Source organism: Lysinibacillus sp. NPDC093712 (genome assembly GCF_050280025.1).
Lineage (GTDB): Bacteria > Bacillota > Bacilli > Bacillales_A > Planococcaceae > Lysinibacillus.
In genome coordinates, this window is the sequence record NZ_JBNNUU010000001.1 from 361,701 (window position 1) to 383,649 (window position 21,949).

Annotated in this window: 19 protein-coding genes, 1 pseudogene and 2 riboswitches; of the genes and pseudogenes, 13 read left to right on the forward strand and 7 right to left on the reverse strand. The window is 35.0% G+C overall.

Going from position 1 to position 21,949, the window contains the following annotated elements; genetic code table 11:
- Positions 1 to 368 precede the first annotated feature (368 nt).
- Positions 369 to 977 carry a CAP domain-containing protein gene (locus ACQKNX_RS01815; RefSeq protein ID WP_403053176.1) on the forward strand — a complete coding sequence of 203 codons (609 nt, stop codon included), beginning with the start codon at positions 369 to 371 and terminating at the stop codon, positions 975 to 977.
- A 422-nt stretch (positions 978 to 1,399) separates the two neighbouring features.
- Here ACQKNX_RS01815 and ACQKNX_RS01820 read toward each other — a convergent pair whose 3' ends face one another.
- From ACQKNX_RS01820 to ACQKNX_RS01830, 3 genes are all read right to left on the reverse strand, one after another.
- Positions 1,400 to 2,101, reverse strand: a complete 702-nt coding sequence (locus ACQKNX_RS01820; protein WP_427427297.1) for an SGNH/GDSL hydrolase family protein — start codon at positions 2,099 to 2,101, stop codon at positions 1,400 to 1,402.
- A gap of 1 nt (position 2,102) precedes the next feature.
- Positions 2,103 to 2,699, reverse strand: a complete 597-nt coding sequence (locus ACQKNX_RS01825; protein WP_427427298.1) for a TetR family transcriptional regulator C-terminal domain-containing protein — start codon at positions 2,697 to 2,699, stop codon at positions 2,103 to 2,105.
- Positions 2,700 to 2,864: 165 nt separating this feature from the next.
- Positions 2,865 to 5,360: a LuxR C-terminal-related transcriptional regulator gene (locus tag ACQKNX_RS01830; protein WP_427427299.1), complete on the reverse strand. Its 2,496-nt coding sequence runs from the start codon at positions 5,358 to 5,360 to the stop codon at positions 2,865 to 2,867.
- 549 nt (positions 5,361 to 5,909) lie between these two features.
- On the opposite strand from ACQKNX_RS01830, the gene ACQKNX_RS01835 reads away from it, so the two are divergent.
- Positions 5,910 to 6,875, forward strand: a complete 966-nt coding sequence (locus ACQKNX_RS01835) for a VanW family protein (RefSeq protein WP_427428251.1) — start codon at positions 5,910 to 5,912, stop codon at positions 6,873 to 6,875.
- 259 nt (positions 6,876 to 7,134) lie between these two features.
- Here ACQKNX_RS01835 and ACQKNX_RS01840 read toward each other — a convergent pair whose 3' ends face one another.
- Both ACQKNX_RS01840 and ACQKNX_RS01845 read right to left on the reverse strand, forming a co-directional pair.
- The gene (locus tag ACQKNX_RS01840; RefSeq protein ID WP_427427300.1) at positions 7,135 to 7,752 is read right to left on the reverse strand and encodes an HAD-IA family hydrolase; all 618 of its coding nucleotides are present in this window, start codon (positions 7,750 to 7,752) and stop codon (positions 7,135 to 7,137) included.
- Positions 7,753 to 8,006: 254 nt separating this feature from the next.
- Positions 8,007 to 8,387 carry a GntR family transcriptional regulator gene (locus tag ACQKNX_RS01845; protein WP_427427301.1) on the reverse strand — a complete coding sequence of 127 codons (381 nt, stop codon included), beginning with the start codon at positions 8,385 to 8,387 and terminating at the stop codon, positions 8,007 to 8,009.
- 246 nt (positions 8,388 to 8,633) lie between these two features.
- Between ACQKNX_RS01845 and ACQKNX_RS01850 the strand changes: the two genes are divergently transcribed.
- The 3 genes from ACQKNX_RS01850 to ACQKNX_RS01860 are packed head-to-tail and all read left to right on the forward strand — an operon-like array spanning position 8,634 to position 10,562.
- A complete protein-coding gene (locus ACQKNX_RS01850; RefSeq protein WP_427427302.1) occupies positions 8,634 to 8,885 on the forward strand; it encodes a PLD nuclease N-terminal domain-containing protein in 252 nt (83 codons plus the stop codon).
- On the forward strand, positions 8,869 to 9,777 hold the full coding sequence (locus tag ACQKNX_RS01855; protein ID WP_427427303.1) for an ABC transporter ATP-binding protein: 909 nt from the start codon (positions 8,869 to 8,871) through the stop codon (positions 9,775 to 9,777). Before ACQKNX_RS01850 ends, ACQKNX_RS01855 begins: the two co-directional genes overlap by 17 nt.
- The gene (locus ACQKNX_RS01860; protein ID WP_427427304.1) at positions 9,774 to 10,562 is read left to right on the forward strand and encodes an ABC transporter permease; all 789 of its coding nucleotides are present in this window, start codon (positions 9,774 to 9,776) and stop codon (positions 10,560 to 10,562) included. The genes ACQKNX_RS01855 and ACQKNX_RS01860 overlap by 4 nt, the downstream gene beginning before the upstream one ends.
- Before the next feature lie 36 nt (positions 10,563 to 10,598).
- Here the strand turns inward: ACQKNX_RS01860 and ACQKNX_RS01865 are convergent, their stop codons facing one another.
- Together ACQKNX_RS01865 and ACQKNX_RS01870 are read right to left on the reverse strand one after the other, a co-directional pair.
- The gene (locus ACQKNX_RS01865) at positions 10,599 to 11,393 is read right to left on the reverse strand and encodes a YibE/F family protein (RefSeq protein ID WP_427427305.1); all 795 of its coding nucleotides are present in this window, start codon (positions 11,391 to 11,393) and stop codon (positions 10,599 to 10,601) included.
- Positions 11,393 to 12,514 (reverse strand): YibE/F family protein, encoded by a 1,122-nt coding sequence (locus ACQKNX_RS01870; RefSeq protein WP_427427306.1) that lies wholly within the window; start codon positions 12,512 to 12,514, stop codon positions 11,393 to 11,395. Before ACQKNX_RS01870 ends, ACQKNX_RS01865 begins: the two co-directional genes overlap by 1 nt.
- Before the next feature lie 458 nt (positions 12,515 to 12,972).
- On the opposite strand from ACQKNX_RS01870, the gene ACQKNX_RS01875 reads away from it, so the two are divergent.
- From ACQKNX_RS01875 to ACQKNX_RS01910, 8 genes and pseudogenes are all read left to right on the forward strand, one after another.
- A complete protein-coding gene (locus ACQKNX_RS01875; protein ID WP_427427307.1) occupies positions 12,973 to 14,505 on the forward strand; it encodes an MDR family MFS transporter in 1,533 nt (510 codons plus the stop codon).
- 242 nt (positions 14,506 to 14,747) lie between these two features.
- Positions 14,748 to 14,873: riboswitch (FMN riboswitch) on the forward strand.
- 121 nt (positions 14,874 to 14,994) lie between these two features.
- A riboswitch (FMN riboswitch) is annotated at positions 14,995 to 15,120 on the forward strand.
- 156 nt (positions 15,121 to 15,276) lie between these two features.
- A complete protein-coding gene (gene ribE / locus ACQKNX_RS01880) occupies positions 15,277 to 15,915 on the forward strand; it encodes a riboflavin synthase (protein WP_427427308.1) in 639 nt (212 codons plus the stop codon).
- A 59-nt stretch (positions 15,916 to 15,974) separates the two neighbouring features.
- Positions 15,975 to 16,565 (forward strand): annotated as a pseudogene (gene ribB, locus ACQKNX_RS01885) (3,4-dihydroxy-2-butanone-4-phosphate synthase); the annotation flags it as partial.
- Between the two features lie 56 nt (positions 16,566 to 16,621).
- Entirely contained in the window at positions 16,622 to 17,089 is a 468-nt protein-coding gene (gene ribH / locus ACQKNX_RS01890; RefSeq protein WP_427427309.1) for a 6,7-dimethyl-8-ribityllumazine synthase, read from the forward strand.
- Positions 17,090 to 17,216: 127 nt separating this feature from the next.
- Positions 17,217 to 18,659: a spore germination protein gene (locus tag ACQKNX_RS01895; RefSeq protein WP_427427310.1), complete on the forward strand. Its 1,443-nt coding sequence runs from the start codon at positions 17,217 to 17,219 to the stop codon at positions 18,657 to 18,659.
- Between the two features lie 143 nt (positions 18,660 to 18,802).
- Positions 18,803 to 19,030: a DUF1540 domain-containing protein gene (locus ACQKNX_RS01900; protein ID WP_427427311.1), complete on the forward strand. Its 228-nt coding sequence runs from the start codon at positions 18,803 to 18,805 to the stop codon at positions 19,028 to 19,030.
- A 231-nt stretch (positions 19,031 to 19,261) separates the two neighbouring features.
- Positions 19,262 to 20,296, forward strand: coding sequence for a C45 family autoproteolytic acyltransferase/hydolase (locus tag ACQKNX_RS01905; protein ID WP_427427312.1), 1,035 nt, complete (start codon positions 19,262 to 19,264; stop codon positions 20,294 to 20,296).
- Positions 20,297 to 20,619: 323 nt separating this feature from the next.
- Positions 20,620 to 21,927: a GHKL domain-containing protein gene (locus ACQKNX_RS01910; protein ID WP_427427313.1), complete on the forward strand. Its 1,308-nt coding sequence runs from the start codon at positions 20,620 to 20,622 to the stop codon at positions 21,925 to 21,927.
- Positions 21,928 to 21,949 lie beyond the last annotated feature (22 nt).

A 21,949-nucleotide genomic window follows, 5' to 3' on the forward strand; every position in this document is an offset into this window, starting at 1 on the left:
CTGCCCGCGGAAAGCGAAGTGGATTTTTACGCTTTAACAAGCTGATATGATGCTAGGTGCATACCTAGGAGAGTGTCAGGCACTCAAACAATTAGGCATTAAAACAATTTATTTTCTATTTATTGGGTATTAAATAAATGAAAAGGTATCATTTCTACTAAAAATCTTGTAGTAATATATTCCTGTTACAACTATATTTCAAATTTATTACTAAAAAGTTGAGAAAAAAGACCGTTAATCTGGCAATCTATTCGTCAATTATTTCAAATGTAATACAACTGTAAAAATCCTTCCAAATATTTAGTGATGAATTATGTTGCAAAACTATTTACCATGAATATAGAGCAAAACAGGAAGGAATGAATTACATGTTTAAAAAAGTAAAAAAAGTCGCGATGGCATCCGTATTATCCGTATCATTATTAGTACCAATCAGCGCAATGGCAGCTGATTCATATACAGTAGTAGCAGGTGATTCTCTTTGGAAAATTGCCGTAAACACTCAAACAGGCGTGCAGGAGCTAATTGATGCCAATCCTCAACTAGCAAATCCTGATCAAATTAACATTGGACAAAAAATTAATATTCCAACAAATGAGCAAGCATCTGTAGAGCAAGAAGTAGTTAAACTTGTCAATGCAGAACGAGCAAAAGCAGGTCTTCCAGCATTAAAAGAAGATTGGGAGCTTTCAAGAGTAGCAAAATATAAATCTCAAGACATGCATGATAAAAACTACTTCGATCATACAAGTCCAACATATGGCACACCATTTACAATGATGAAAAACTTCGGTATTACGTATAAATCAGCTGGAGAAAATATTGCCAAAGGTCAAAAATCAGCTACTGAAGTCGTAAATGCTTGGATGAATAGTGAAGGACACCGAGCAAATATTCTAAACAAAAACTATACACATATCGGTGTAGGCTTTGTGAAAGATGGTAATTACTGGTCTCAAATGTTTATACAAAAATAATATAAAAGAACTGTTCTAACGTAATAGGAATAGTTCTTTAGGACTAAAGACAAACTCGGAGTTTTTCAAATTTGTCTTTAGTCCTTTTTTGTTTAAAATTAATATAGAGGATGACTACTGCCGTTGATTTCCGCTACGGGCTGGCGCTTTCCGCGGGCACATCGTCAGCCCCAACCCTCGCTAACGCGCGGTCTGTTGCGTCTTTCGTATTGTGCATTCCCGCATGAGTCGTCCGCCCTCCACTCCAATCAACTTTATATGTATTGCTAGCAGTCTACTTAAGAGTATGGCAAGACGAAAGTAAGAGCCCCTTTTTTACAATAAAAATAACAAAAGGGATTAAGATTTCTATTCTTAATCCCTTTTGTCGACAAGCTAAAAGAACTGTTCCAACGTAATAGGAACAGTTCTTTTTTTGTACATTAACTAGTTAACTCACTATTATTAGTAAATAAAAGTTGGTCAATCTTTGTTGCATATTCATCTGCTACAATTTTAGCACCTTTACTATTAAAATGAATTCCATCTAGTGTTAAATGGAGTCCTCGCTTTTTAGAAAGTTGATTAATGCGAGAAGCCTTTTTATAAAATAGCACATCCTTCATAACGCTTAAAATACTCGTGCCGATATAGTCTGAGCTAGTTACATTAGACAACTGTTGTTCAAAGACGGATTGCAAGTTTAAGAAACAAAAATTTTGATATTTGAGCGAAGCAGATTGCATTATAGCTGATAAATCTTTCAATTCTTGATTAGGCTCATTTAACATGTTTTCACCTACAATGGCTGGTGATACGATTATAATTTGCTTAGATGAAGAGAGTATTAGCTCTACTACTTTTGTGAAATATGTGCGAAATTCCTCGTGATCTTTAACAACGGGCTTTGCTTGAACTTTTAGCAATTTAGAATAAACATCATTGACCCCAATCCAGAGAAAAGCAAAATCATAATCAGTAGCTAATGGTTCTTTTATTAAGCGCGAATGCAAACTTTTCACCGTCTCGCCGGATTTGCCGAGATTGGTAAAAGTAATGTCTGGATACTTTTCTTGCAAAAGATTCGAGAAAGATACTCCTGGACGACCTTCCGTTAAACTATCACCAATTAATGCAACTCTCATTTTAATTTCCTCCAATTCGGATTGATACTAAAAAGATGGCAATTGCTTGTTTAAAAAGTGGTTCAAGTAATTGTAATTCTTGTGCATCGGTAAGTTGACATAACCCTCCCAACCATGTACCGAGAAGAACAGACCATTCATCTATATTACCAGCGATAAATTCGCCTTTATCTACGCCTTCTTGAAAAATGGCACGATATGCTCCCATAGGGACGATTGCTAAATCGGCTAGCTTTTGTAGAGATTGCGCACTAATTGTTGGATTTGCAGCTAATTCCTGACCTGATTTTAATAAAGGTGTCTGATAGTTATAAAGAACATGAATTGCCATGCCGTACAATTTATCTGTTGCTGTTAAGTAGCTTTGTTCTTTTTGCTGCCATTTACTATACCAATCTTGCATTGTGTTTTGTGCTAAAAGGACAAAAAGCTTTTCTTTATTTTCAAAATGATAATAAATATGACCTTTACTGTAACCTGCAGCCTTGGAAATATCTCCGACGGATGTTTGGTTATAACCCTTTTGTGCAAATAAGATGGACGCATGTTTCATAATTTCATTTTTAGCGATTTCGCTGTCATAACGTCTTGTATTCAAGAAAGATCTCCTTTTTAAAAATTGAACGATTGTTCTAATTACATTATAAAATTATTAGAAAAATAAAACAATTTTAAGGGAATATTCATTGTTTTGCCAAATATCCTTAAATAAAACTAAAAAGAGCAACTAACAACAATCGCTGTCAGATGCTCATTCTCATATTTACTTTTTCGAGTGGAGTATTGCTTGCGTGCGGGATTTGACACCTAGTTTTTGATAAATAGTAGATAAATAAACGCGTACGGTTCCATCTGATAAATTAAGTAGCTTCGCAATTTCTCGATTGGTGACACCATTGGCTAAAAGATCGAGCAATTCCATTTCACGTGGTGTCAATATTTCATTACGAGCGACACTTGTTGTGCAACTTTGAAGATAATTGAAATAATAATCTGGGTAAGGATTCCATTTTAATGCATACGATTCTAATTGAAAATATTGCTCTAGAATGGGGAGTAGCTCCTTCTCATCTATTAACGTCCGAACATAATAATATTTTGCTGCTAATTGTAACACTTCATGTAAAATATCTAATGCGATAGAAGTGTTTCCTAAACGATGCTGGCAAATAGCCTCTAACACGGTGGCTTCTATAATCGTTGCGATTTGCTCATCTTGCTGAGCCTTCGTTTTCACTTGAATGACAAAAGATAATGCATCGTTTAGCTCGCCCTTTAATAACAGTAAACGAGCATAAACGAGCTGCCAAAATGGTTGCTTCGTTTTTGTCGCCTGCAATAGCATCTCTGCATTTTGACTATCTCCATCAACTATAAAACAATAAGCTTGCATAATTTGAATGGAAGTTCGCCAATGTTTTTCCGAAACATCTTCTAATACTTGTGCTAGCATCGCACGAGCTGTAGTTGCTTGTTGTTGATGTGTGTAAATTTTCGCTTTTAATAAATACATAGGAATAAATAAACCAGCATCTTGATGATGATGACCTAAACCAATGGCGATTTCAAGCTCCTTTTGAGCATATTCTATTAAACTTCGTTCGTATAAAGATTCAGCAGCGACCCCATAGCTAAATGCTGTAACATTTGCAGTTTGTAACGATGTCTCTCGAAAAAGTTTGCCAACTGCTTCGCCATCTTCCATTATTTGAAGTTTCCCTTTTGAGCCGATACTAGTGCGAGAAAGCTTGTATTCGAAAATATTATAAGGAATCGGAACGTTATCCCAGCGTGAGGGCGCAGGCCCTTTAGCAAGCAGATTGCGCATAATTTCTTCAACTAACTGTAAATTTCCACCAGAAGCGACGATAGCATATGCCTTAGCACTTTCATAAATATATGCCATCGCAGCATGCTCTTCTTGCTCCATCCAATGTTCTACATGTTGTCGCATTTCAAGCTCCTCCATAACGGAAGTAGCTATTTTGGTGTCCATTGTTGTAATAGAAGTTAGGAAGCCGATAACAAGCATCTCATATGGAACGACATAGTGAGCACCCCGAAGTTGTTGTAGCCAGCGCATAAATGTTGTAGTTTGCCCAGAAGCGTAGAGCTGTACAAGATGTTCTGTTATCCATGAAGTTGCTTGTTCATATTGTTCATATTTAAGCGCTAGCTCAATGGCAGAATTATAATTTCCCTGTTTGTAAATAGAATGAGCAACTTCTTGGACAATCAATCGTACTTGCTGAACTGAATATTGTTTGTTTAGTTCTAATTGTAAAGCCTCAGCAAATAAATGATGGTAGCGGAAAACAGGCTTTTTTGATTGCAGACGAATGATAAATAGACCTTTTGCTTCTAAACTTTCTAACAATTCAAGGCTATTTGATTGCTTTGTGAGTTGGTCACATATAGCAGGTTCTAGTTCGTGCAGTAGAGATGTCTGTATGAGAAACTTTTGTGTTGTTGACGGAAGGTTTTGAATAATTTCTTGCCATAGAAACTCAGAAATAAACGGCTGCGCGATATTATCGATTGGGTTCACCTGTTGTTCATTCGCTAAGCGCGTTAACAATAATCCAGCTACCCATCCTTCCGTTTTGTCTAAAACATTTTGTAAATGTTGTTGATTTAGTGGAGTCGCATGTTTGCAGGAAAAAAATTGCTTAGTTTCTTGCAACGTAAAGCGTAAATGATCCGCATTGAATTCTTGTAGCCATTGTTTAACACGCCACTTAGCGGTAGGAAGTGCAAGGGCTGTCCGAGTCGCAATATATATATGTACCTCACAAGGTAAGTACTCTATAAATTGAGTCATAAGTTGATGAATTGCGGGATTATCAATTACATGATAATCATCTAATACAATATGTATTGGTTTTGCTAAAGCATTGAGTTCTTCCAAAAATGAATTGATAAAAAATTCAAGTGTTGCTAGGTCTTGAGCATGTAATAGTGGAGCAAGTATTTGGTCTATATTGCACTGATAAGCTTTGGCAACGGCATGCACAGCGTAAGTCCAATAACGAATCGGATCATTTTCAGCAGCATCAAGTGAAACCCAAGCCACAGCTTCCTTACTATTTTCAAACCAGCTGCTTAGGACAGTTGTTTTCCCATAGCCTGCTGGAGCACGTAAAATCGTTACTTTTTTATAAGTATGAAGTCGTAAAAGATCAAATAATTGTTTTCGCTCAATTAAATCAGGTGCATTGAGAGGAATCGTTAATTTAGAAGATAATAGTGTAGTAGGCATCTTTTCTACCTCCTTTTCAAAATTTAGGATAATGATGTAATTTATTTTACTACAAGCTTCAGCATTTTTTCGAATGTTAATAGTCCTAGCCATAACTTTGTTCGTTGACTTTTTCTATATATATAGTAGAAACATGGGACTTTATGCAAGTTCATAGTTTTATATAAGTGGTTTTAAGTTTAAAAATGAATTGTCGAAAGGCAAAAGGTCAAAGAAAGAGAGGAAGATTTTAATTAGAGGAAATTGCTGTAGATGGTGTTTGTAAACACAGTATATGACGAACACTTAATTTTGAACAATTCACCACTCCACAAAAGTGAGCATCTACTAAATTTTTTATGAAGAGTTTTATAATTGGTTAAATTATGTAAAATGAATAAAAATTATACCACTATTGATTGGTTAGTATCCTAGTTCTCCATAGTTTATATACAATTATTTAAGCAAATACCAATAAAAATGCATGAAAAGAAACACACTATCCTTACTAGTCGAATAAGATGTTGCTGTAAGTAAGTTAGAGGTAGGTGTTTGAACTTGAAGAGATGGATGGCTGTACTTTGTTTAGGATGTACTATTGCTTTGGCTGGTTGTCAAGAAAAATTAGAGAACGAACAAATTGAAATTGACGATGACAAGCAGCCAGTGACGTACACTGAGGACAAGGAGCAGGAAGCTGGACCTGTAGTGGTTGAAATTGTTGATCCGCAATCTTTGGAAATCATACACATCATATCACCACAGGAACTAGGTTATGAAACAGACTCTGAATCGTATAAAAAGAAAATTGAACAATTTGCACAGCAGTTAGCAAGAGGAACAGGTACAGTAGTTGGTTTAGATAAGCGAATGGTACTCGACAAATTGGATGATAAAGGTGGGATTATTAAAGGCAGCCCTTTGATGATTTTAAAAGAAAGTGAGTTGGTTGAAAGGGTGCTAGCTGCATCTGCAACGGGGGGCAAGGTAGAAATGCCATTGTATATTACAGAAAGTGGCTATTATCTTGAAGACATTCCGTATTTAGAGGATGTTGTTGTGGCTTCTTATTCAACATACTTCAATTCATCAGATGCAGGAAGAAACAAAAATATTGAACTTTCAGCAAAGGCCATTAATAATGTTATTGTAGGGAGCGGGGATACTTTTTCTTTTAATACTGTCGTTGGACCTAGAGATGAAGAAAACGGCTATCAGCCTGCACCCGAAATTATTAATAAAGAACTCGTAATGGGCATCGGTGGGGGGATATGCCAAACTTCCTCAACGTTGTTTAATGCAGTCGATCAATTACCTATAAAATTCGTCGAGCGACACCATCATTCATTAGATGTTGGCTACGTCCCAAAGGGTAGAGATGCAACGGTGTCCTACGGTGGGTTAGATTTTAGGTTTCAAAACACGAGTGATGTACCATTTTTGATAAAGGCGACCTATGGAAAAGATTTTTTAACAGTAGAAGTGCGAACATCAGAAAAATACCAAGCGGTTTTAAAAAAGCTTACAACTCAATAGAAAGCTAATCACGTGGTTAGCTTTGACGACAACAGGCAGCAAGAAATTTAATCTTGCTGCCTGTTTTATAGTTATAGGAGTAGAGGGCGGCGACTCCTTTACGCAACTTTGCGCAATCAAGTTGCATCGTACCGTATGCCGAGCGGAAAGCGCTAGCCCATGGCGGAAATAAACACAATTAAATGATAAAAGTATGTAGACACTTTTGAAGAAGTGTCTCTTTTGCGAGCGCAAGGAAATCTGAAATTTGTTACTTGCTTTAAATGATATTTAATATTTCGGCTGGAGAAAATACTTTGTAATCGGGCTCTTCTGATTGAATAACCTCGATTGCGTCATATCCCCAATCAACCCAAATAATTGGAATACCAACTTTTTTGCATGCGATGATATCACGTTGCTCATCACCAACATATATCACGTCTGATCTTTTGATGTTCGATTCTTTTAAATATTTTTTTATTACTTTATCCTTTCCAAAAATACGGCTAGAGCACAGTACTTCAGAGACATAGTCGATGCCGTTCGTGTTTAAAAATTCCACAATATTGTCTTTTGAATTAGAGGAGATAATCGCGATAGTATAACCTTTGCTTTCAATTTCCTTTAAAACATCTTTCATACCATGAAATAGATGAACTTCTTTTAATGACTGTTGATATAATCGGTAAAATTGAGGAAGTATAATAGGAAGCTTGTGTAGGGGGAAGTTAAATAATTTACTTCGTTCAGCAATTGATATTTTTTTTAGTGAATCAATATCCTCTAACTGCACTTCCTTAAATTCATATTTTTTCGCGATTATGTTCCATACAGAGGCGAGCACCGCTGTAGAATCTGCAAGTGTACCATCAAAATCAAATATTATATGTTTCATTGTATTTTTTCTCCTTTAGGTTGTGATTGGAATTATCATTATTATCTAGATGTATGTTTTAAATACATAGAATCATTCGTTCATAATGACATGAATGCAGAAAAAAAGAAACAGATAACGAGTTTTTAGTGTAGAGGACCTTGTGGATACAAGATGCGGTGGAAAATGGATATTTGCAAATAAAAAACCTGTAAGAGAGAAATGCAAACACTAAAAAATTTGCAATATATCATACAAGTTTTCTCTCTTTATATTTAATCCAATTCATCTAAAATTTTTTTGATAGATTGACTAATTTTCTTCTTATTAAATCCCATTACATAAGCCTCCATAATAATGGTTTTTACAGAAAGTTCAAGATTGTGTAATTGTAAATCTTCTACTACATGATTTGAGCTAGCGATAACTTTTGCTTTTACTCGATTCTCCATCTTTATTATGCCTTTTTTCTCAAGTTCATGATAGCTTTTAGAAACTGTATGTATGTTTATTCCTATATCTTTCGCCATATTTCGAACAGATGGAAGACTATCATTGTATTGAATTTGGCCTTTTGCAATAAGTTCAATAATTTGATTTACGACTTGTTTATAAATTTGCAATTGGCTGCTCGTATCTATCTTTATTTGTAACATAGTAACCCCCTATGAGAAGAACCACTTGAAATAATAACATGTTTGGACTTCGTTTAGATTCGATGAAGAAAAGTAGTTAACTGTGTGTTGAAAGTAAATGTATTCTCCATTTTGATAATATTATCATAATAGATAATAATGAATGGTAACATAAAATGAAAGCAATAAAAAGGTGCAATTCCAAAAAATGTGTGTTATTGTTATCATTATCAGTAATGATAATGTATTTGAAAAGGAGAATTTTTAATGAAACTTCACTATGGGTTAAATGAATTGAAGGATATCGATTGGTTAGCAGTACTACAGATTGCATTACCGTTTATGGTTGTTGGACTCATTCTTATTCTTATTGCACTGTTTGATTTGTATCGGCATCGTAAGACAAGGACAAATGTTCTTTTATGGACAATAGTTATCTTATTTTTCAATACAATTGGACCCATTTTATATTTCACTATTGGACGAAAAGGAGAAAAAGCTTATGAAGTTAGAAATTAAAGATGTCACAAAAAACTTTAAATCCAAGACAGCAGTCAATAACTTTACTATGGAAGTTGAAACTGGTCAGTGTGTGGGACTCATAGGGCCAAACGGTGCGGGAAAGTCTACGTTAATTAAAATCATTGCAAGCATTTTATATGCAGAGAAAGGCGAAGTACTTCTAGATGGGAAAAAAATTTCAAATATGAAAAGAGAGATAGGGTATCTTCCACAATACCCTGACTTTTTCCATTGGATGACAGCCAAAGAAACACTCTTCTTTATGGGACAGTTATCAGGTATAGCAAAAGAAACACTTATTGAGGAAGTACCAGCAATATTAACAAAAGTTGGATTATTTAACGAACAAGATGAGAAAGTCCAAACATTTTCTGGGGGAATGAAGCAGAGATTGGGCATTGCCCAAACGCTTTTACATAAGCCATCTTTTATTGTCATGGATGAGCCTGTTTCGGCATTAGATCCAATAGGTAGGAGAGAGGTTTTAAATTTAATTCAAGAAATTAAACATGAAACGACTATTTTATTATCAACTCACATTTTAGGTGATGCAGAAGAAATCTGTGAACGATTTGTCATCATGAAACAAGGCATGAAAATCGAGGATACGACAATAGAAAAATTATTAACTCACAACAGTGAATCGGTTGTGCATCTTGAAATTGCATCGGAAAATATACTTTGGGTACAAATCATTGAAAAACTTTCGTATGTAAAAAATGTAGAAGTAATCGGAAAAAAAATGAAGATTACTCTCGATAATGTTCTTGAAAATAAAGATAGGTTAATTCGTGATACTTTGGAACACAAAATAGATATTGTTCGATTTGAAGTTGGAAGTAGTGAGACGTTAGAAGAAATCTTTTTAAAAATGGTGGTGAGTGTATGACGCCTTTTTATATTTTAACTAAAAAAGAATATGTACAAATGTTTCGTGACTTTAAAGTTATTTGGTTACCCCTTGCTTTTATGTTTTTAGGCGCAACGCAACCGGTTGTTACATATTATTTACCATCAATTTTAGCCTCGCTTGGTGGAAATCAAGGCATTATGATTGACCCTTCAATAATTCAGCAGGATGGAGCGCAGGTAATGGCCGCAACTCTTGGTTCGCAATTCGATCAGTTGGGCATTATGATTGTTGTCATTTCTATGATGGGCATCATTCAGTCAGATAAAGCAAATGGGATGCTTGATTTTATTCTAACAAGACCTGTAAAAGTAGGATCATACATCGGTGGAAAGCTCTTTTCTAATTTCTCATTTGTAGCTATTAGTGTGACATTTGGATATGTTGTATCTTACGCTTATGTAAATTTTTTGTTTAATAATATTTCATTTCTAGATATGATACTAGCCATTGTTTTTTATCAATTATGGGTTCTTTTTATGATTTCATTTACTTCGATGGTGAGTACTATTTTTAATGGACAAGGCGTTATCGCTTTAATTAGTATCGTTTGCTTGCTTATTTTTAAAATGATTAGTGGCTTACATCCAATAATTGATTTATTAAATCCCGCAGGAATGAGTCAACATGCAATGATGGTATTAATAACGGGTTCAGTCGATTCGCATGTCTACGGAAATATCCTCATTTCTATCATTTGGATTTCTTTAACTGTAATGATTTCGCACTATTGGATTTCTGAAAAGAAATATCATAAAGATTAATATGCGAAGTGGGAAATTTCGAACAAATAGTGCCAGTCACTTTGAGTGACTGGCACTTTCTTGTGCACGTACTTTTTCTCGAGTTTTGATTAAATAATAGGCATTGACAGATGACGCGATGGGAATAATGGCTGCAATGCCTATGCCCGCGCAAAATATTGTGATGAGCTCCGTGCTAAAAATTTTAGAATTGATGATTTCGCCAATCGAGTAGTTTAAATCTTTAAACCATATTAACAGACCTAAATACCCGCCAAAGAAAGCGAAAAATAGTGTATTTGTATCTGTACCTAAAATATCTTTCCCAATGCTTAACCCGGATGTGAATAGTTTTTTTCTACTAATGAGCGGGTTGTGGTGAAAGATTTCATGCATGGACGAGGCAATGGAAATGGCGACGTCTAAAATGGCGCCAATTGTACTCATGATAATAACTGAAGCACCAATTTGAACAAAGTTCACACCAATATAAAGTGAAAATATGCTAATTTCTTCTGTGGATTCCTCTCCAAAACCTTGGATCATAGACTTCTCTGTGACAATCACAATAAAAAATAGCAAGATCACAATGGTAATCATTGTCGAAATAAATGCGGTCATTGTTTTGCTGTTCTTTTCATTAATATAAAAAAGGCTAATCCAACTGATGATTGTGCAAGCAATGAACGTTAACATAATGGGGCTATTTTTTGGATTGGTCATTAAAAAGATTGTGATAAAGAGTACCCCGAAGTTTAAAAATAAAGAAAGAAAAGAGCGTACCCCTTTTTTTCCACCAATAACAATCATCAATATAAATAAAATGGCCGTTAGCCATACTAGTACATTCATCAATTTACCCTCTTTCGTTTAATGAAAAAAATAGAAGTGTAAAGACTGATGGGAATTGTTAAAACAACACCGATACCACCTGCTAGAGCGCGAGCTAATTCTAGTGAAAGATTCATGGAAAGTGTTAGCCCTAGTGTAGAGGAATTTTTTAAATATAAAATAAGCATTGGAATGGAACCACATATATAAACAAAAAATAAAATACTTGTAATTGTGCCCATAATATCTTTCCCGATATCAAGTCCTGAAACTTTTAACGCTTTGTCAGAAATCGTTGGATTTTGTTCATATAGAGCAAACATGGAAGAAGCCATAGTAATCGAAACATCCATTACAGCTCCTAGCGCCCCTATAAATAAACCAGCCATAAAAACCATGCGATAAGGTCGTGTTAGAAATTGCATTTCCTCATAACGAAGACCGTTTTCATTTGTAATCCACAATACGAAAAAGCTAATAAGTAATGAAATGAAAGTTCCTAAAAGTGTTGCCAGCATTGCCGCATAGGTTTTTTCATTTAATCCATTTATGAGTATCAACGAAACACCAGTAAATAGCAGAACACATACACCGCTAACGAATAACAAGCTGACGTTTGGGTGCTTTACATATAAATCCAATGCAAATGATAATATAAGTGCATTAACAATTAAACTGATTATTGAAAATAGCCCCTGTCTTTTGCCAACAATTAATAGGGCGAAAATAAAAATCCACGCAACTATTAACACGTATTGATCGCGCTTTACGTCTAAAATCGAGCCTGTTAATTGCCCTTTTTTAGTTTTATCCGCCTTTATGGAAACAAAAAGTTTGTTTCCGACCTTGTATTCGTGATCAAAAGCGCCAGAGGAAGAATACTCATTTGTTAAATAAATAAGTTGTCCTTTAGCTTCGCCATTTTTCACGAATGCAGTTATTTGCTGCGTAAATAATTGATCGTCATTACTATACATATCCGATATAGGTGTTGAATCTTCCAACTCTGTTTTTACAACTTCTGCAATTGGCCGCTCATAAAAGGATTCATTGTGAAAAACAAATAAAAGGGAAGCCACAAAGCACAGTGCTAATAGGATATAGAATAAAATCCGTTTTTTATTAGAAATAGTAGTAAACAATAAAAAACCTCCAATGAGGGGAATTTGACTATGTTCGTAGCAAGTGAAGTGTCCGTTGTACTGAAGCTGCGTTGAACAATGACTCACATTAACATTCCTATTTTTCTATGTCAAGCTGAACAAAAGTAGTCACGTATGAAGTAACGCTCTTTTTAGATTAAGGTTTCTCTCATCTTTCATAAATAGTCTTTCCGCTGAATAAGTAAAAACATTCAGTTAAAGGTTTTTTTATTTATTACCTGAAACTGGGTATAGAGGAGTGTGATGGATAGGCGATGAGGTATAAATGGAAGAGGTTCCTTAGAAGGCTATATTGTATCGGGTGCTTGACAAAGAATATACCTCCTTTTAGACTGTTAACATCTTGCTTGAAGAGTTTATGAAATGTTTTACTGATATGTGATTGTTTACATGTGAATTTTCGCGAGGGTATTAATAATTTGCAAAGGGGTTTCTAAATGGAAGCATCGAAAAGTAATAGTAATACAAAGTTCGTAGTGGCAGGTTTACTTCTTGCCATTTTTATGTCAGCAATTGACAATACAATTGTTGCGACTGCAATGGGAACAATCGTTTCGCAACTTGGCGGCATGGACAAATTTGTTTGGGTTACTTCTGCTTATATGGTAACAACAATGGCGGGTATGCCTATTTTCGGTAAGTTATCCGATATGTATGGAAGAAAGCGATTTTTTATTTTTGGTTTAGGCGTGTTTTTACTTGGTTCGGCCCTTTGCGGTTTCGCTCATACGATTGAGCAACTCAGTATTTTTCGCGCGATTCAAGGGATTGGTGCAGGTGCGTTAATGCCAATCGCTTTTACAATTGTATTTGATATTTTCCCACCAGAAAGACGTGGGAAAATGGTAGGGTTACTTGGCGCAGTATTCGGTATCGCAAGTGTTGTAGGTCCACTTCTAGGCGCTTATATTACAGATAATTTCGGATGGGAGTGGGTATTTTACATTAACCTTCCAATTGGTATCGTGTCATTATTTCTTATAATTAAAAATTATAAAGAATCGCCTGTTCTTACAAAGCAGAAGATAGATTGGTGGGGAGCTGCTACACTTGTTTTAGCTGTTATCAGTCTAATGTTTGCATTGGAGCTAGGTGGTAAACAGTTCGATTGGAATTCAGCGCCGATAATTTCATTATTTATCAGTTTTGCTGTGTTCTTTATCGTGTTCTTTTTTGTAGAGCTGAAAGCAGAAGAACCAATACTTCCTTTCTTCTTATTTAAACGTCGCTTATTTGCCTCTTCGCAAATGTTAGCGTTCTTATATGGTGGTACTTTTATTATTTTAACAGTATATATACCGATTTATGTGCAAGCTGTATATGGTGCATCCGCAACAAATGCAGGGCTAATTTTGATGCCAATGATGTTGGGGTCCGTTGCAGGAAGTGCTTTTGGTGGTATTTTCTTAACGAAAATAAGCTATCGAAACTTAATGGTTATTTCAGTAATATCTTATTTTGCAGGTATGTTTTTACTAAGCACACTTACGCCAGATACGGCTCGAATACTTCTTACACTGTATATGATTCTCGTAGGCTTTGGTATGGGCTTCTCGTTCTCATTACTACCGACAGCTTCGCAGCATAATCTAGATGCTCGCTATCGTGGTACTGCAAATTCAACCAATTCGTTTCTTCGAACACTTGGGATGACGATGGGGATTACGATTTTTGGAACGATTCAAAACAATGTCTTTACTAGTAAACTAACTGAAGGATTCAAAAGTTTGGGGCAAGGCTCCAATTCCGCAATGTTTGATGCTGGGGATATGAGAGAAATTTTTGAACCGAGTGTACGTGAGAAAATTCCAGCTAACATTCTTGATATCATTGTGAATGCAATGTCTAGCTCCGTTACACATGTATTCCTACTTGCGCTTATTCCAATTGTTATTGCAGCAATTTTCGTATTCATGATGGGGAATTCTCGTGTAGTTATACCGGATAACAAAGACGAACAAGAAGTTTAAGGAAAGTAAATCATCTAAAAAGGAATTGATTTCATATTCTTAAATTATAACCATTTATATGTAAGAATAATAAAGCAAATGCTCCTTAGCTTGAAGGTTACTGAATTACCTTCAATAAGCTAAGGAGTTTTACTATTTATAGCACTTTTAAGTTAAGGAAATTTCCTGTATCAAAATTCACTTGAAAATTTTAAGTGGATAATGTATTAAAATAATGTTATCGTATGAAGTAACTAAATAAACATATCCTTCAGGGTAGGGTGAAATTCCCAATCGGCGGTGATGAAGTAATTCAAAGTCCGTGAGCGCAAGCTGATTTGGTGCAAATCCAAAACCGACAGTTACAGTCTGGATGGGAGAAGGGTAGATGTATAAGCTTTTTAAATTAGTATGACTTTAAAAGGTCTATTTGATTACGCGTATATACAAAACTACTTCCCATCGCCTTAGTTGGGGAGTTTTTTTATTTAGTTAAAAATTTAATAGGTTTCTGTTCTTCGGGGTAGGGTGAAATTCCCAATCGGCGGTGATGAAGCAATTCAAAGTCCGTGAGCGCAAGCTGATTTGGTGCAAATCCAAAACCGACAGTTATAGTCTGGATGGGAGAAGAACGATGAGATGGTAGCCTGTGGAAAATTTATTTCCATTAGGTTTATTTAGTGACGTCTTATGAATTAGAACTCCCAAACCCCATTTTTATATGGGGTTTTTTGTTTGTCTCGTTTAAGCAATTACAGGTCAAAATTTAAAAAGTAGAAAGTAGGTGGAAAAATGTTTACAGGTATTATTGAGGATGTTGGCACAGTAAAAACCTTGCAAAACGATAGACTAAGTATGAAAATAACTGTTATTACGCCAAAGATAGTATCGGACGTGAAGCTAGGCGATAGTATAGCTGTCAATGGCGTGTGTTTGACAGTAACACATTATAATGAGCAGGAACTGACAATGGACGTGATGCCTGAAACAGTGAAAGCGACAAATTTGCAGCAACTCACGGTTGGTAATGCAGTGAATTTAGAGCGTGCAATGCCTGCGAATGGACGTTTTGGTGGTCATTTTGTTTCAGGGCATGTTGATGGAGTGGGGAAAATATTACGCAAACGTCCAATGGCCAATGCTGTATACATTGATATAGAACTTTCAGAGGAGTTAACTAGCTATTGTATTCCTAAAGGTTCAATCACAATTGATGGAACGAGTTTAACGCTCTTCCATGTGGCAAAAAACAGCGTCACCGTATCGCTTATTCCGCACACATACAAGGAAACTGTATTAGGAACAAAAAATGTAGGATCACCAGTCAATATTGAAACCGATTTAGTTGGTAAATACATTATGCACCAGCTACAGCGTGGTCAGCAATCACCAACCATTACAAAAGATTACTTAGCGAAGCATGGGTTTTAATCTGTCTTTGAAAGTATAGAAGTACAGTAAAAATTAAAGTTTATTAGGAGGTGGCAATTTTGCTATATTCAATTGAAGAAGCAATTGTAGATTTAAAACAAGGCAAAATGATTGTTGTCGTGGATGATGAAGACCGTGAAAATGAAGGGGATTTACTTGCCCTTGCAGAGTTCATGTCACCAGAAACGATAAACTTTATGGCTACATATGGAAGAGGGCTTGTTTGTACGCCGATTTCACAGCAGCTTGCACAACAATTAGCGTTGCATCCAATGGTCGTAAATAATACGGACCATCACCAAACGGCATTTACCGTAAGTATTGATTACAAAGATACAAAAACAGGCATTAGCGCCTTTGAACGTGCGTTGACAATTCGAAAAATGCTAGAGTCACAAGCGCAAGCAACTGATTTTCGTAGACCTGGGCATGTATTTCCACTTATAGCAAAGGAAAATGGTGTTTTAGAACGTAGAGGGCATACGGAGGCTACTATCGATTTAGCAAAGCTTTGCCAAAGCATACAAGCTGGTGTTATTTGTGAAATTATGGGGGATGATGGTGAAATGCTACGCTTTGATGATTTAGTCAAATATGCGAAAAAACACAAATTAAAAATGATTTCGATTGATGCATTAGCAGCCTATCGTCGTCAACAAATACAAGGAAAAAATTCACTTACAGTGTAAAAGAGGAGAATCAATTTATGGGAAAAACATTTGAAGCACAATTAATTGGCAATGATCTAAAAATAGCGGTAGTAGTTGGTCGATTTAATGAATTTATTACTAGTAAATTATTAAGCGGTGCATTGGATGGGCTAAAACGGCATGGTGTAGACGAGGATTTAATTGATGTTGCGTGGGTACCAGGTGTATTTGAAATTCCATTTATTGCTAAAAACCTAGCGGAAACAAAAAAATATGATGCCATTATTGGTCTTGGCACAGTTATTCGTGGCTCTACAACACATTATGATTATGTTTGCAACGAATCAGCAAAAGGCATAGCTAACGTTGCTCTTGCTACAAACATACCAGTTATTTTTGGTGTTGTCACAACTGAAAATATTGAGCAGGCAATTGAACGCGCTGGGACAAAATCTGGTAATAAAGGCTATGACGCAGCAATATCAGCTATTGAAATGGCGAATTTACAGAAAATGATTGGCTAAATTTAAATAACATAATGGTTACAAGAATAACTGCATAATTTGTTGGACATTGGGAAAAATATTGTATGTGTATTTTACAATACTTTGTTTGAATCGAGTTCAGTAGGAGATGAGGAATATTCAATCAATGAATCTAAATATCGAATTGAAAACGTTGAAAGAACTATTTCAACGCTCTGCTGACGTGATATTTCAATCTTATACCTTTCAACAACATAGTGTTCATTTTATTACATGTGAATCAATGTTTGATCAGTTTTTATTGAATAAGGTCATTATAAATCGAGTCCAATCTTTGTGTGAAGATGCTTCAACAACATTATTAGCAGAGCAAATAACAAATGAATTACACATTCCAAATCTTCAAAAAATAACGGATTTAGAAGATGCTATTACGCGTGTCTATACAGGATATGCTTTACTTTACTTTGAAAAGGAGAAAATTTTATTCTCAAGTAAAATTTCTAATAAGCCGAATCGAAATCCTGAAGAAACAAAAAATGAATTGGTAATTAAAGGACCGAGAGATGATTTTATAGAAGATGTTTTTATTAATATTGCTTTAATTCGCAAGCGACTACCAACTAATTCACTGAGTGTAGAAACGGTGGAAGTTGGTAGGCGTTCTAAAACGACAGTAGCCGTTCTTTATATGGAGGATATAGCCAATAAAACGATGGTGGATGAAGTTAAAACGCAATTACGTAAAGTTGATACAGATGTCGTGATTAATGGCGATATATTGATGGATACGATGGGCAAAACCTCTAAAATTCTTCCCCTACACGATTATACAGGTCGCCCAGATTTTGCGGTACAAACGTTAAGTAGAGGACGCATTCTTATTTTAGTCGATGGAGTGTCCTATGTAATCATTACACCACCGAATATCTTTTTACTATTTAAATCAGGTGAAGATAATGATTATCCAGCTATTGTAGGTTCTATAGAACGACTGCTACGAATCGTAGGAATATTAATAAGTATGCTCGCACCAGGTTTTTGGCTTGCCTTATCGACCTATCATCAAGAACAAATGCCAATACTACTTTTAGCAACAGTTGTACAATCAAGAACGGGCTTGCCTTTTCCTACCTTACTGGAAATATTGCTGATGTTATTTATGTTTGAATTATTTCGCGAGGCAAGTCTCCGCTTACCATCTCTTTTGAGCGGAACCATAAGTGTTGTTGGGGGGTTAATTGTCGGCGATGCGGCGATCAAGGCGGGCATAACGAGTCCTTCAATGATAGTAGTAATTGCTATTTCAAGTATTGCTGCATATACACTTGTAAATCAATCATTTGTAACGGCCATGAGTGTTTTCCGTTTATTTGTCGTCTTAATGGCTGCTTTTTTTGGCTTATTTGGTTTCTTCTTGTCCCTATTCTTTATACTTATTTATGTTGCGAATATACGTGTGTTAGGTGTACCGTACTTAAGTCTTGGCGCAGATTTGAATTGGACTGATATCAAAAAATCTTTAATACGTGCAGCTCCAAGTGGATATAATAAACGCCCAAAATTTTTAAAGCCTCAAGATAAAACTCGGTCTTCAAGTAAAAATTAACGATAGCTATTTTAAATAAATAATAAAGTTATTTTCATGCTTTGCTTGTAAAAACGCTTGTATTGGACAAAATACTTAATGAAGAGTATGGATTAGATTGCTTATCTATATTTTTCTAGACCAATCACAAGGGGTGGATAGTTATGCCGAATGTTCAAGTAAGCTGTGCTGTATCAAATTGTGTTTTCCATGCCAAAGGTAATTTTTGTGGTGCTGAAAAGATAGCAATCGATATGGATAAACGTATCGATAAGAAACATGATGCAGAGTTTGCTTCTGATTTTGAAATGCATATGTCTAAAGAGGCGGCAAGTCAATCATCAGATACGTGTTGTAAAACATTCAAATCTAAAGAAAAAGAAAAACTTTAGATGAAAGGTATAGGTTGTTTAAATAATTGCAAATAGAGAATTAAGGTCAATATTTAAATAATTTATCTTTACCTTATAATTAATGATTTGGTCACTTTGAAAGTCGTCTTCCTATATGGAAGATGACTTCTTTTTTTAGCATTTTTTTTTGTAGAGATGCTCCTTGACCTTCCAGTTACTTGAAGGATTACGATAATAGTAACATTCGATTGGAGTATAGGAGGAATGGAAATGAAAAAATACGAAGATTTAGTAGTGAGCGTTGTTTCATTAATGGGAGATGCTTATGACGTGGGTTTTCAACAAAGTAAGGAAATACAATCATCTGCTCATTTAGTACAAGATGAACTGCTCCTTGCCTTATCAGCTACTTGTAATGCTCAAGAGGCTCAAGAAGCATTACAGTATGTTTCGCCGAATCTTTTACAAGAGATAAAAGGGTTAGCTTCTGGTTTAGAACAGTCATATGAATCCGTTATAAAAATGTATAGTGGTTATAATATGACATTTCCAGATATGGGATGTACGTCGTTTGTGCATGATGGGCATTATGTGAGAAATTATGATTTTAGCCCTGCTTTATATGATGCAAGACTCGTTTTTTCTAATCCATCAGAAGGGTATGCAAGTATTGGCTTTAGCCAGCAAATAATTGGCAGGCTAGATGGAATGAATGAAAAAGGATTAGTTGTAGGACTTCATTTCGTTAATAATGAATGGGAAGGAGATGGCTTTCTTGCGTCAACGATTGTCCGAATATTACTGGAGCGGTGTAAAAATATTGAAGAAGCCGTTTTACAATTAAAAAAAATCCCACATCGTTATTGCTACAACTACTCGATGATTGATCAAAGTGGAAAAGTAGTTGTGGTAGAGGCTACACCAACGGAGCAAATTGTTTTTGAAAAACATTCATTTATGTGTACTAATCATTTTGAATCACAAGAATTGAAAGAGAAAAATAAAGCATCTATTGATAATTCAATACAACGCAAGCGTTATATAAATCATTTTGTTGCAAACGCATGTACGACTGCTATGTCTGCTTTTCAGTATTTTAATGATGGAGATTCACCACTATTTTTTAAACAATATAAAGAATACTTTGGCACATTACACACTGTGGTATACTCACCAAATCAATTAGAAGTCATTGTGGGTATAGGGGAGAATAGTGAGCCACTTACGTTTTCCATGCATCAATTTATAAGAGGTGAGCTTATTCTTCCGACAACTATAAAAGGAAAAATACTTCAGGCTATCTAATTCGTCATGCTTGGTTTATAATTTAATAGATAATAGGGAGAATGGCATAACTTTTGTTGGGCTGTTCTCCTTTCCTTTTGTTGCTATTTCGCTTTTCGAAAGAAAATGAAATTATTTTATTTTATATAACAATTTAAAATTGTTATACAAAATAAACTTTGGATATAAGTTATATTTCAAAGGGTTTTTTTTAAAACAAACATGAAAAAATGAAAATTACTATAGTATAATATTATTGCGGTTATCATAAAAATTAATTGTTACAATAGTAAATAGACATATTTTAAATATTTAATACAATAGATGAGGAAGTACCAGTTTGTATGAAAAAACGTAAAATTAAACTAATATTAGTATTAGCGACAGTATTATTGTCATTGTTCACAAGTTTAAATGTTGTCACTTCTTATGTGAAGATGAAAAAAACTGTAGAAGAGTCAATCGCTAACCAAAGTCTGGAAGCGGCTATATCCATTGCATCATCACTTGATGTCAAACAGTATCAGCAATTTTTAAATAATCCTGTGGAAAGTGAAGATTATTGGGAATTAAGAACCTATTTAAATGATGCAAGAGAAAAACTGGGCGCCTTATTTGTGTATACATTAGAAATTGATAATCCTCAAATATCAAAAGCGTTGATTGCTGGTGTACCTGATAGCTACACAGAAGGGTTTGAAATAGGACAAATTTGTACTGTGCCTGAGAAGCAAATCAAACTAGCTTATCGAGGGTTAACTTATGTTACGAATGTAATTGAGGATCCTGACCATGGTGATTATCTTTCTGTGGGAGCACCTATTAAGAATGAAAATGGACAAATTATTGGCTACCTTGGTATTGATATTGGTGCTGACAAAGTTAATGGCATTAAAGGAAAAGTTCTAGAAAATAATTTACTCATGTTTATTTATAATGGACTATTTATTTTAATCGTTATTGCTTCTTTCTTCTTTTTACAGAGATGGTATCAAAAAGAAGTGACAAAAGAAGTGGGGGTAACTGAAGATACATATCAAGCTGAAATTAAAGCGTTAATTACCTCTGTATCTTCATTAAGACATGATTTTACCAACCATATACAAGTGTTACATGGGCTACTGCAACTAGGGGAGCAAGAACAAGCACAACAATATTTATTATCATTATCTAAAGATGTGCAGGCAATTAAATCACTAAAATTAAATATAAATCATCCTGGGCTTTCAATCTTGTTGCAAACGAAAAAACTTGCAGCTCAAAATCATAATATTGAGATGGATATATCTGTCTCACAGGATGCTTTTATTAATATTAAAACAACAGATTTAATTAAGTTATTATCAAATTTAATTGATAACGCTATTGATGCCACAACTGAATTGCCAGAGAGTGAACGTAAAATGTCAATTTGTTGTCATGCGGATGAAACGAAATATGTCTTTGAAATTATTAATACAGGACCGACAATATCTGAGCCAGATCAAATATTTAAACAAGGGTTTACAACAAAAAAACCTGAATTCGATAAAATAAGAGGGCAAGGATTATTTATCGTAAAAGAGGTTGTCAAAAAATATAATGGAAACATCTCTATTCAAACGACAGCCGAACTAGAAACGACAGCGACTGTAATCATTCCTCTAAAGTGAAATAGTGCGGGGCGATAAGTGC

What these genes read in the sequence shown, in the direction of transcription:
- ACQKNX_RS01860 (WP_427427304.1), top strand. Translation starts at nt 9,774, where the DNA reads ATGACGCCTTTTTATATTTTAACTAAAAAAGAATATGTACAAATGTTT.
- ACQKNX_RS01910 (WP_427427313.1), top strand. Translation starts at nt 20,620, where the DNA reads ATGAAAAAACGTAAAATTAAACTAATATTAGTATTAGCGACAGTATTA.
- ACQKNX_RS01855 (WP_427427303.1), top strand. Translation starts at nt 8,869, where the DNA reads ATGAAGTTAGAAATTAAAGATGTCACAAAAAACTTTAAATCCAAGACA.
- ACQKNX_RS01830 (WP_427427299.1), bottom strand. Translation starts at nt 5,360, where the DNA reads ATGCCTACTACACTATTATCTTCTAAATTAACGATTCCTCTCAATGCA.
- ribE (WP_427427308.1), top strand. Translation starts at nt 15,277, where the DNA reads ATGTTTACAGGTATTATTGAGGATGTTGGCACAGTAAAAACCTTGCAA.
- ACQKNX_RS01840 (WP_427427300.1), bottom strand. Translation starts at nt 7,752, where the DNA reads ATGAAACATATAATATTTGATTTTGATGGTACACTTGCAGATTCTACA.
- ACQKNX_RS01850 (WP_427427302.1), top strand. Translation starts at nt 8,634, where the DNA reads ATGAAACTTCACTATGGGTTAAATGAATTGAAGGATATCGATTGGTTA.
- ACQKNX_RS01845 (WP_427427301.1), bottom strand. Translation starts at nt 8,387, where the DNA reads ATGTTACAAATAAAGATAGATACGAGCAGCCAATTGCAAATTTATAAA.
- ACQKNX_RS01875 (WP_427427307.1), top strand. Translation starts at nt 12,973, where the DNA reads ATGGAAGCATCGAAAAGTAATAGTAATACAAAGTTCGTAGTGGCAGGT.
- ACQKNX_RS01865 (WP_427427305.1), bottom strand. Translation starts at nt 11,393, where the DNA reads ATGAATGTACTAGTATGGCTAACGGCCATTTTATTTATATTGATGATT.
- ACQKNX_RS01895 (WP_427427310.1), top strand. Translation starts at nt 17,217, where the DNA reads ATGAATCTAAATATCGAATTGAAAACGTTGAAAGAACTATTTCAACGC.
- ACQKNX_RS01900 (WP_427427311.1), top strand. Translation starts at nt 18,803, where the DNA reads ATGCCGAATGTTCAAGTAAGCTGTGCTGTATCAAATTGTGTTTTCCAT.
- ACQKNX_RS01815 (WP_403053176.1), top strand. Translation starts at nt 369, where the DNA reads ATGTTTAAAAAAGTAAAAAAAGTCGCGATGGCATCCGTATTATCCGTA.
- ACQKNX_RS01905 (WP_427427312.1), top strand. Translation starts at nt 19,262, where the DNA reads ATGAAAAAATACGAAGATTTAGTAGTGAGCGTTGTTTCATTAATGGGA.
- ribH (WP_427427309.1), top strand. Translation starts at nt 16,622, where the DNA reads ATGGGAAAAACATTTGAAGCACAATTAATTGGCAATGATCTAAAAATA.
- ACQKNX_RS01820 (WP_427427297.1), bottom strand. Translation starts at nt 2,101, where the DNA reads ATGAGAGTTGCATTAATTGGTGATAGTTTAACGGAAGGTCGTCCAGGA.
- ACQKNX_RS01835 (WP_427428251.1), top strand. Translation starts at nt 5,910, where the DNA reads ATGGCTGTACTTTGTTTAGGATGTACTATTGCTTTGGCTGGTTGTCAA.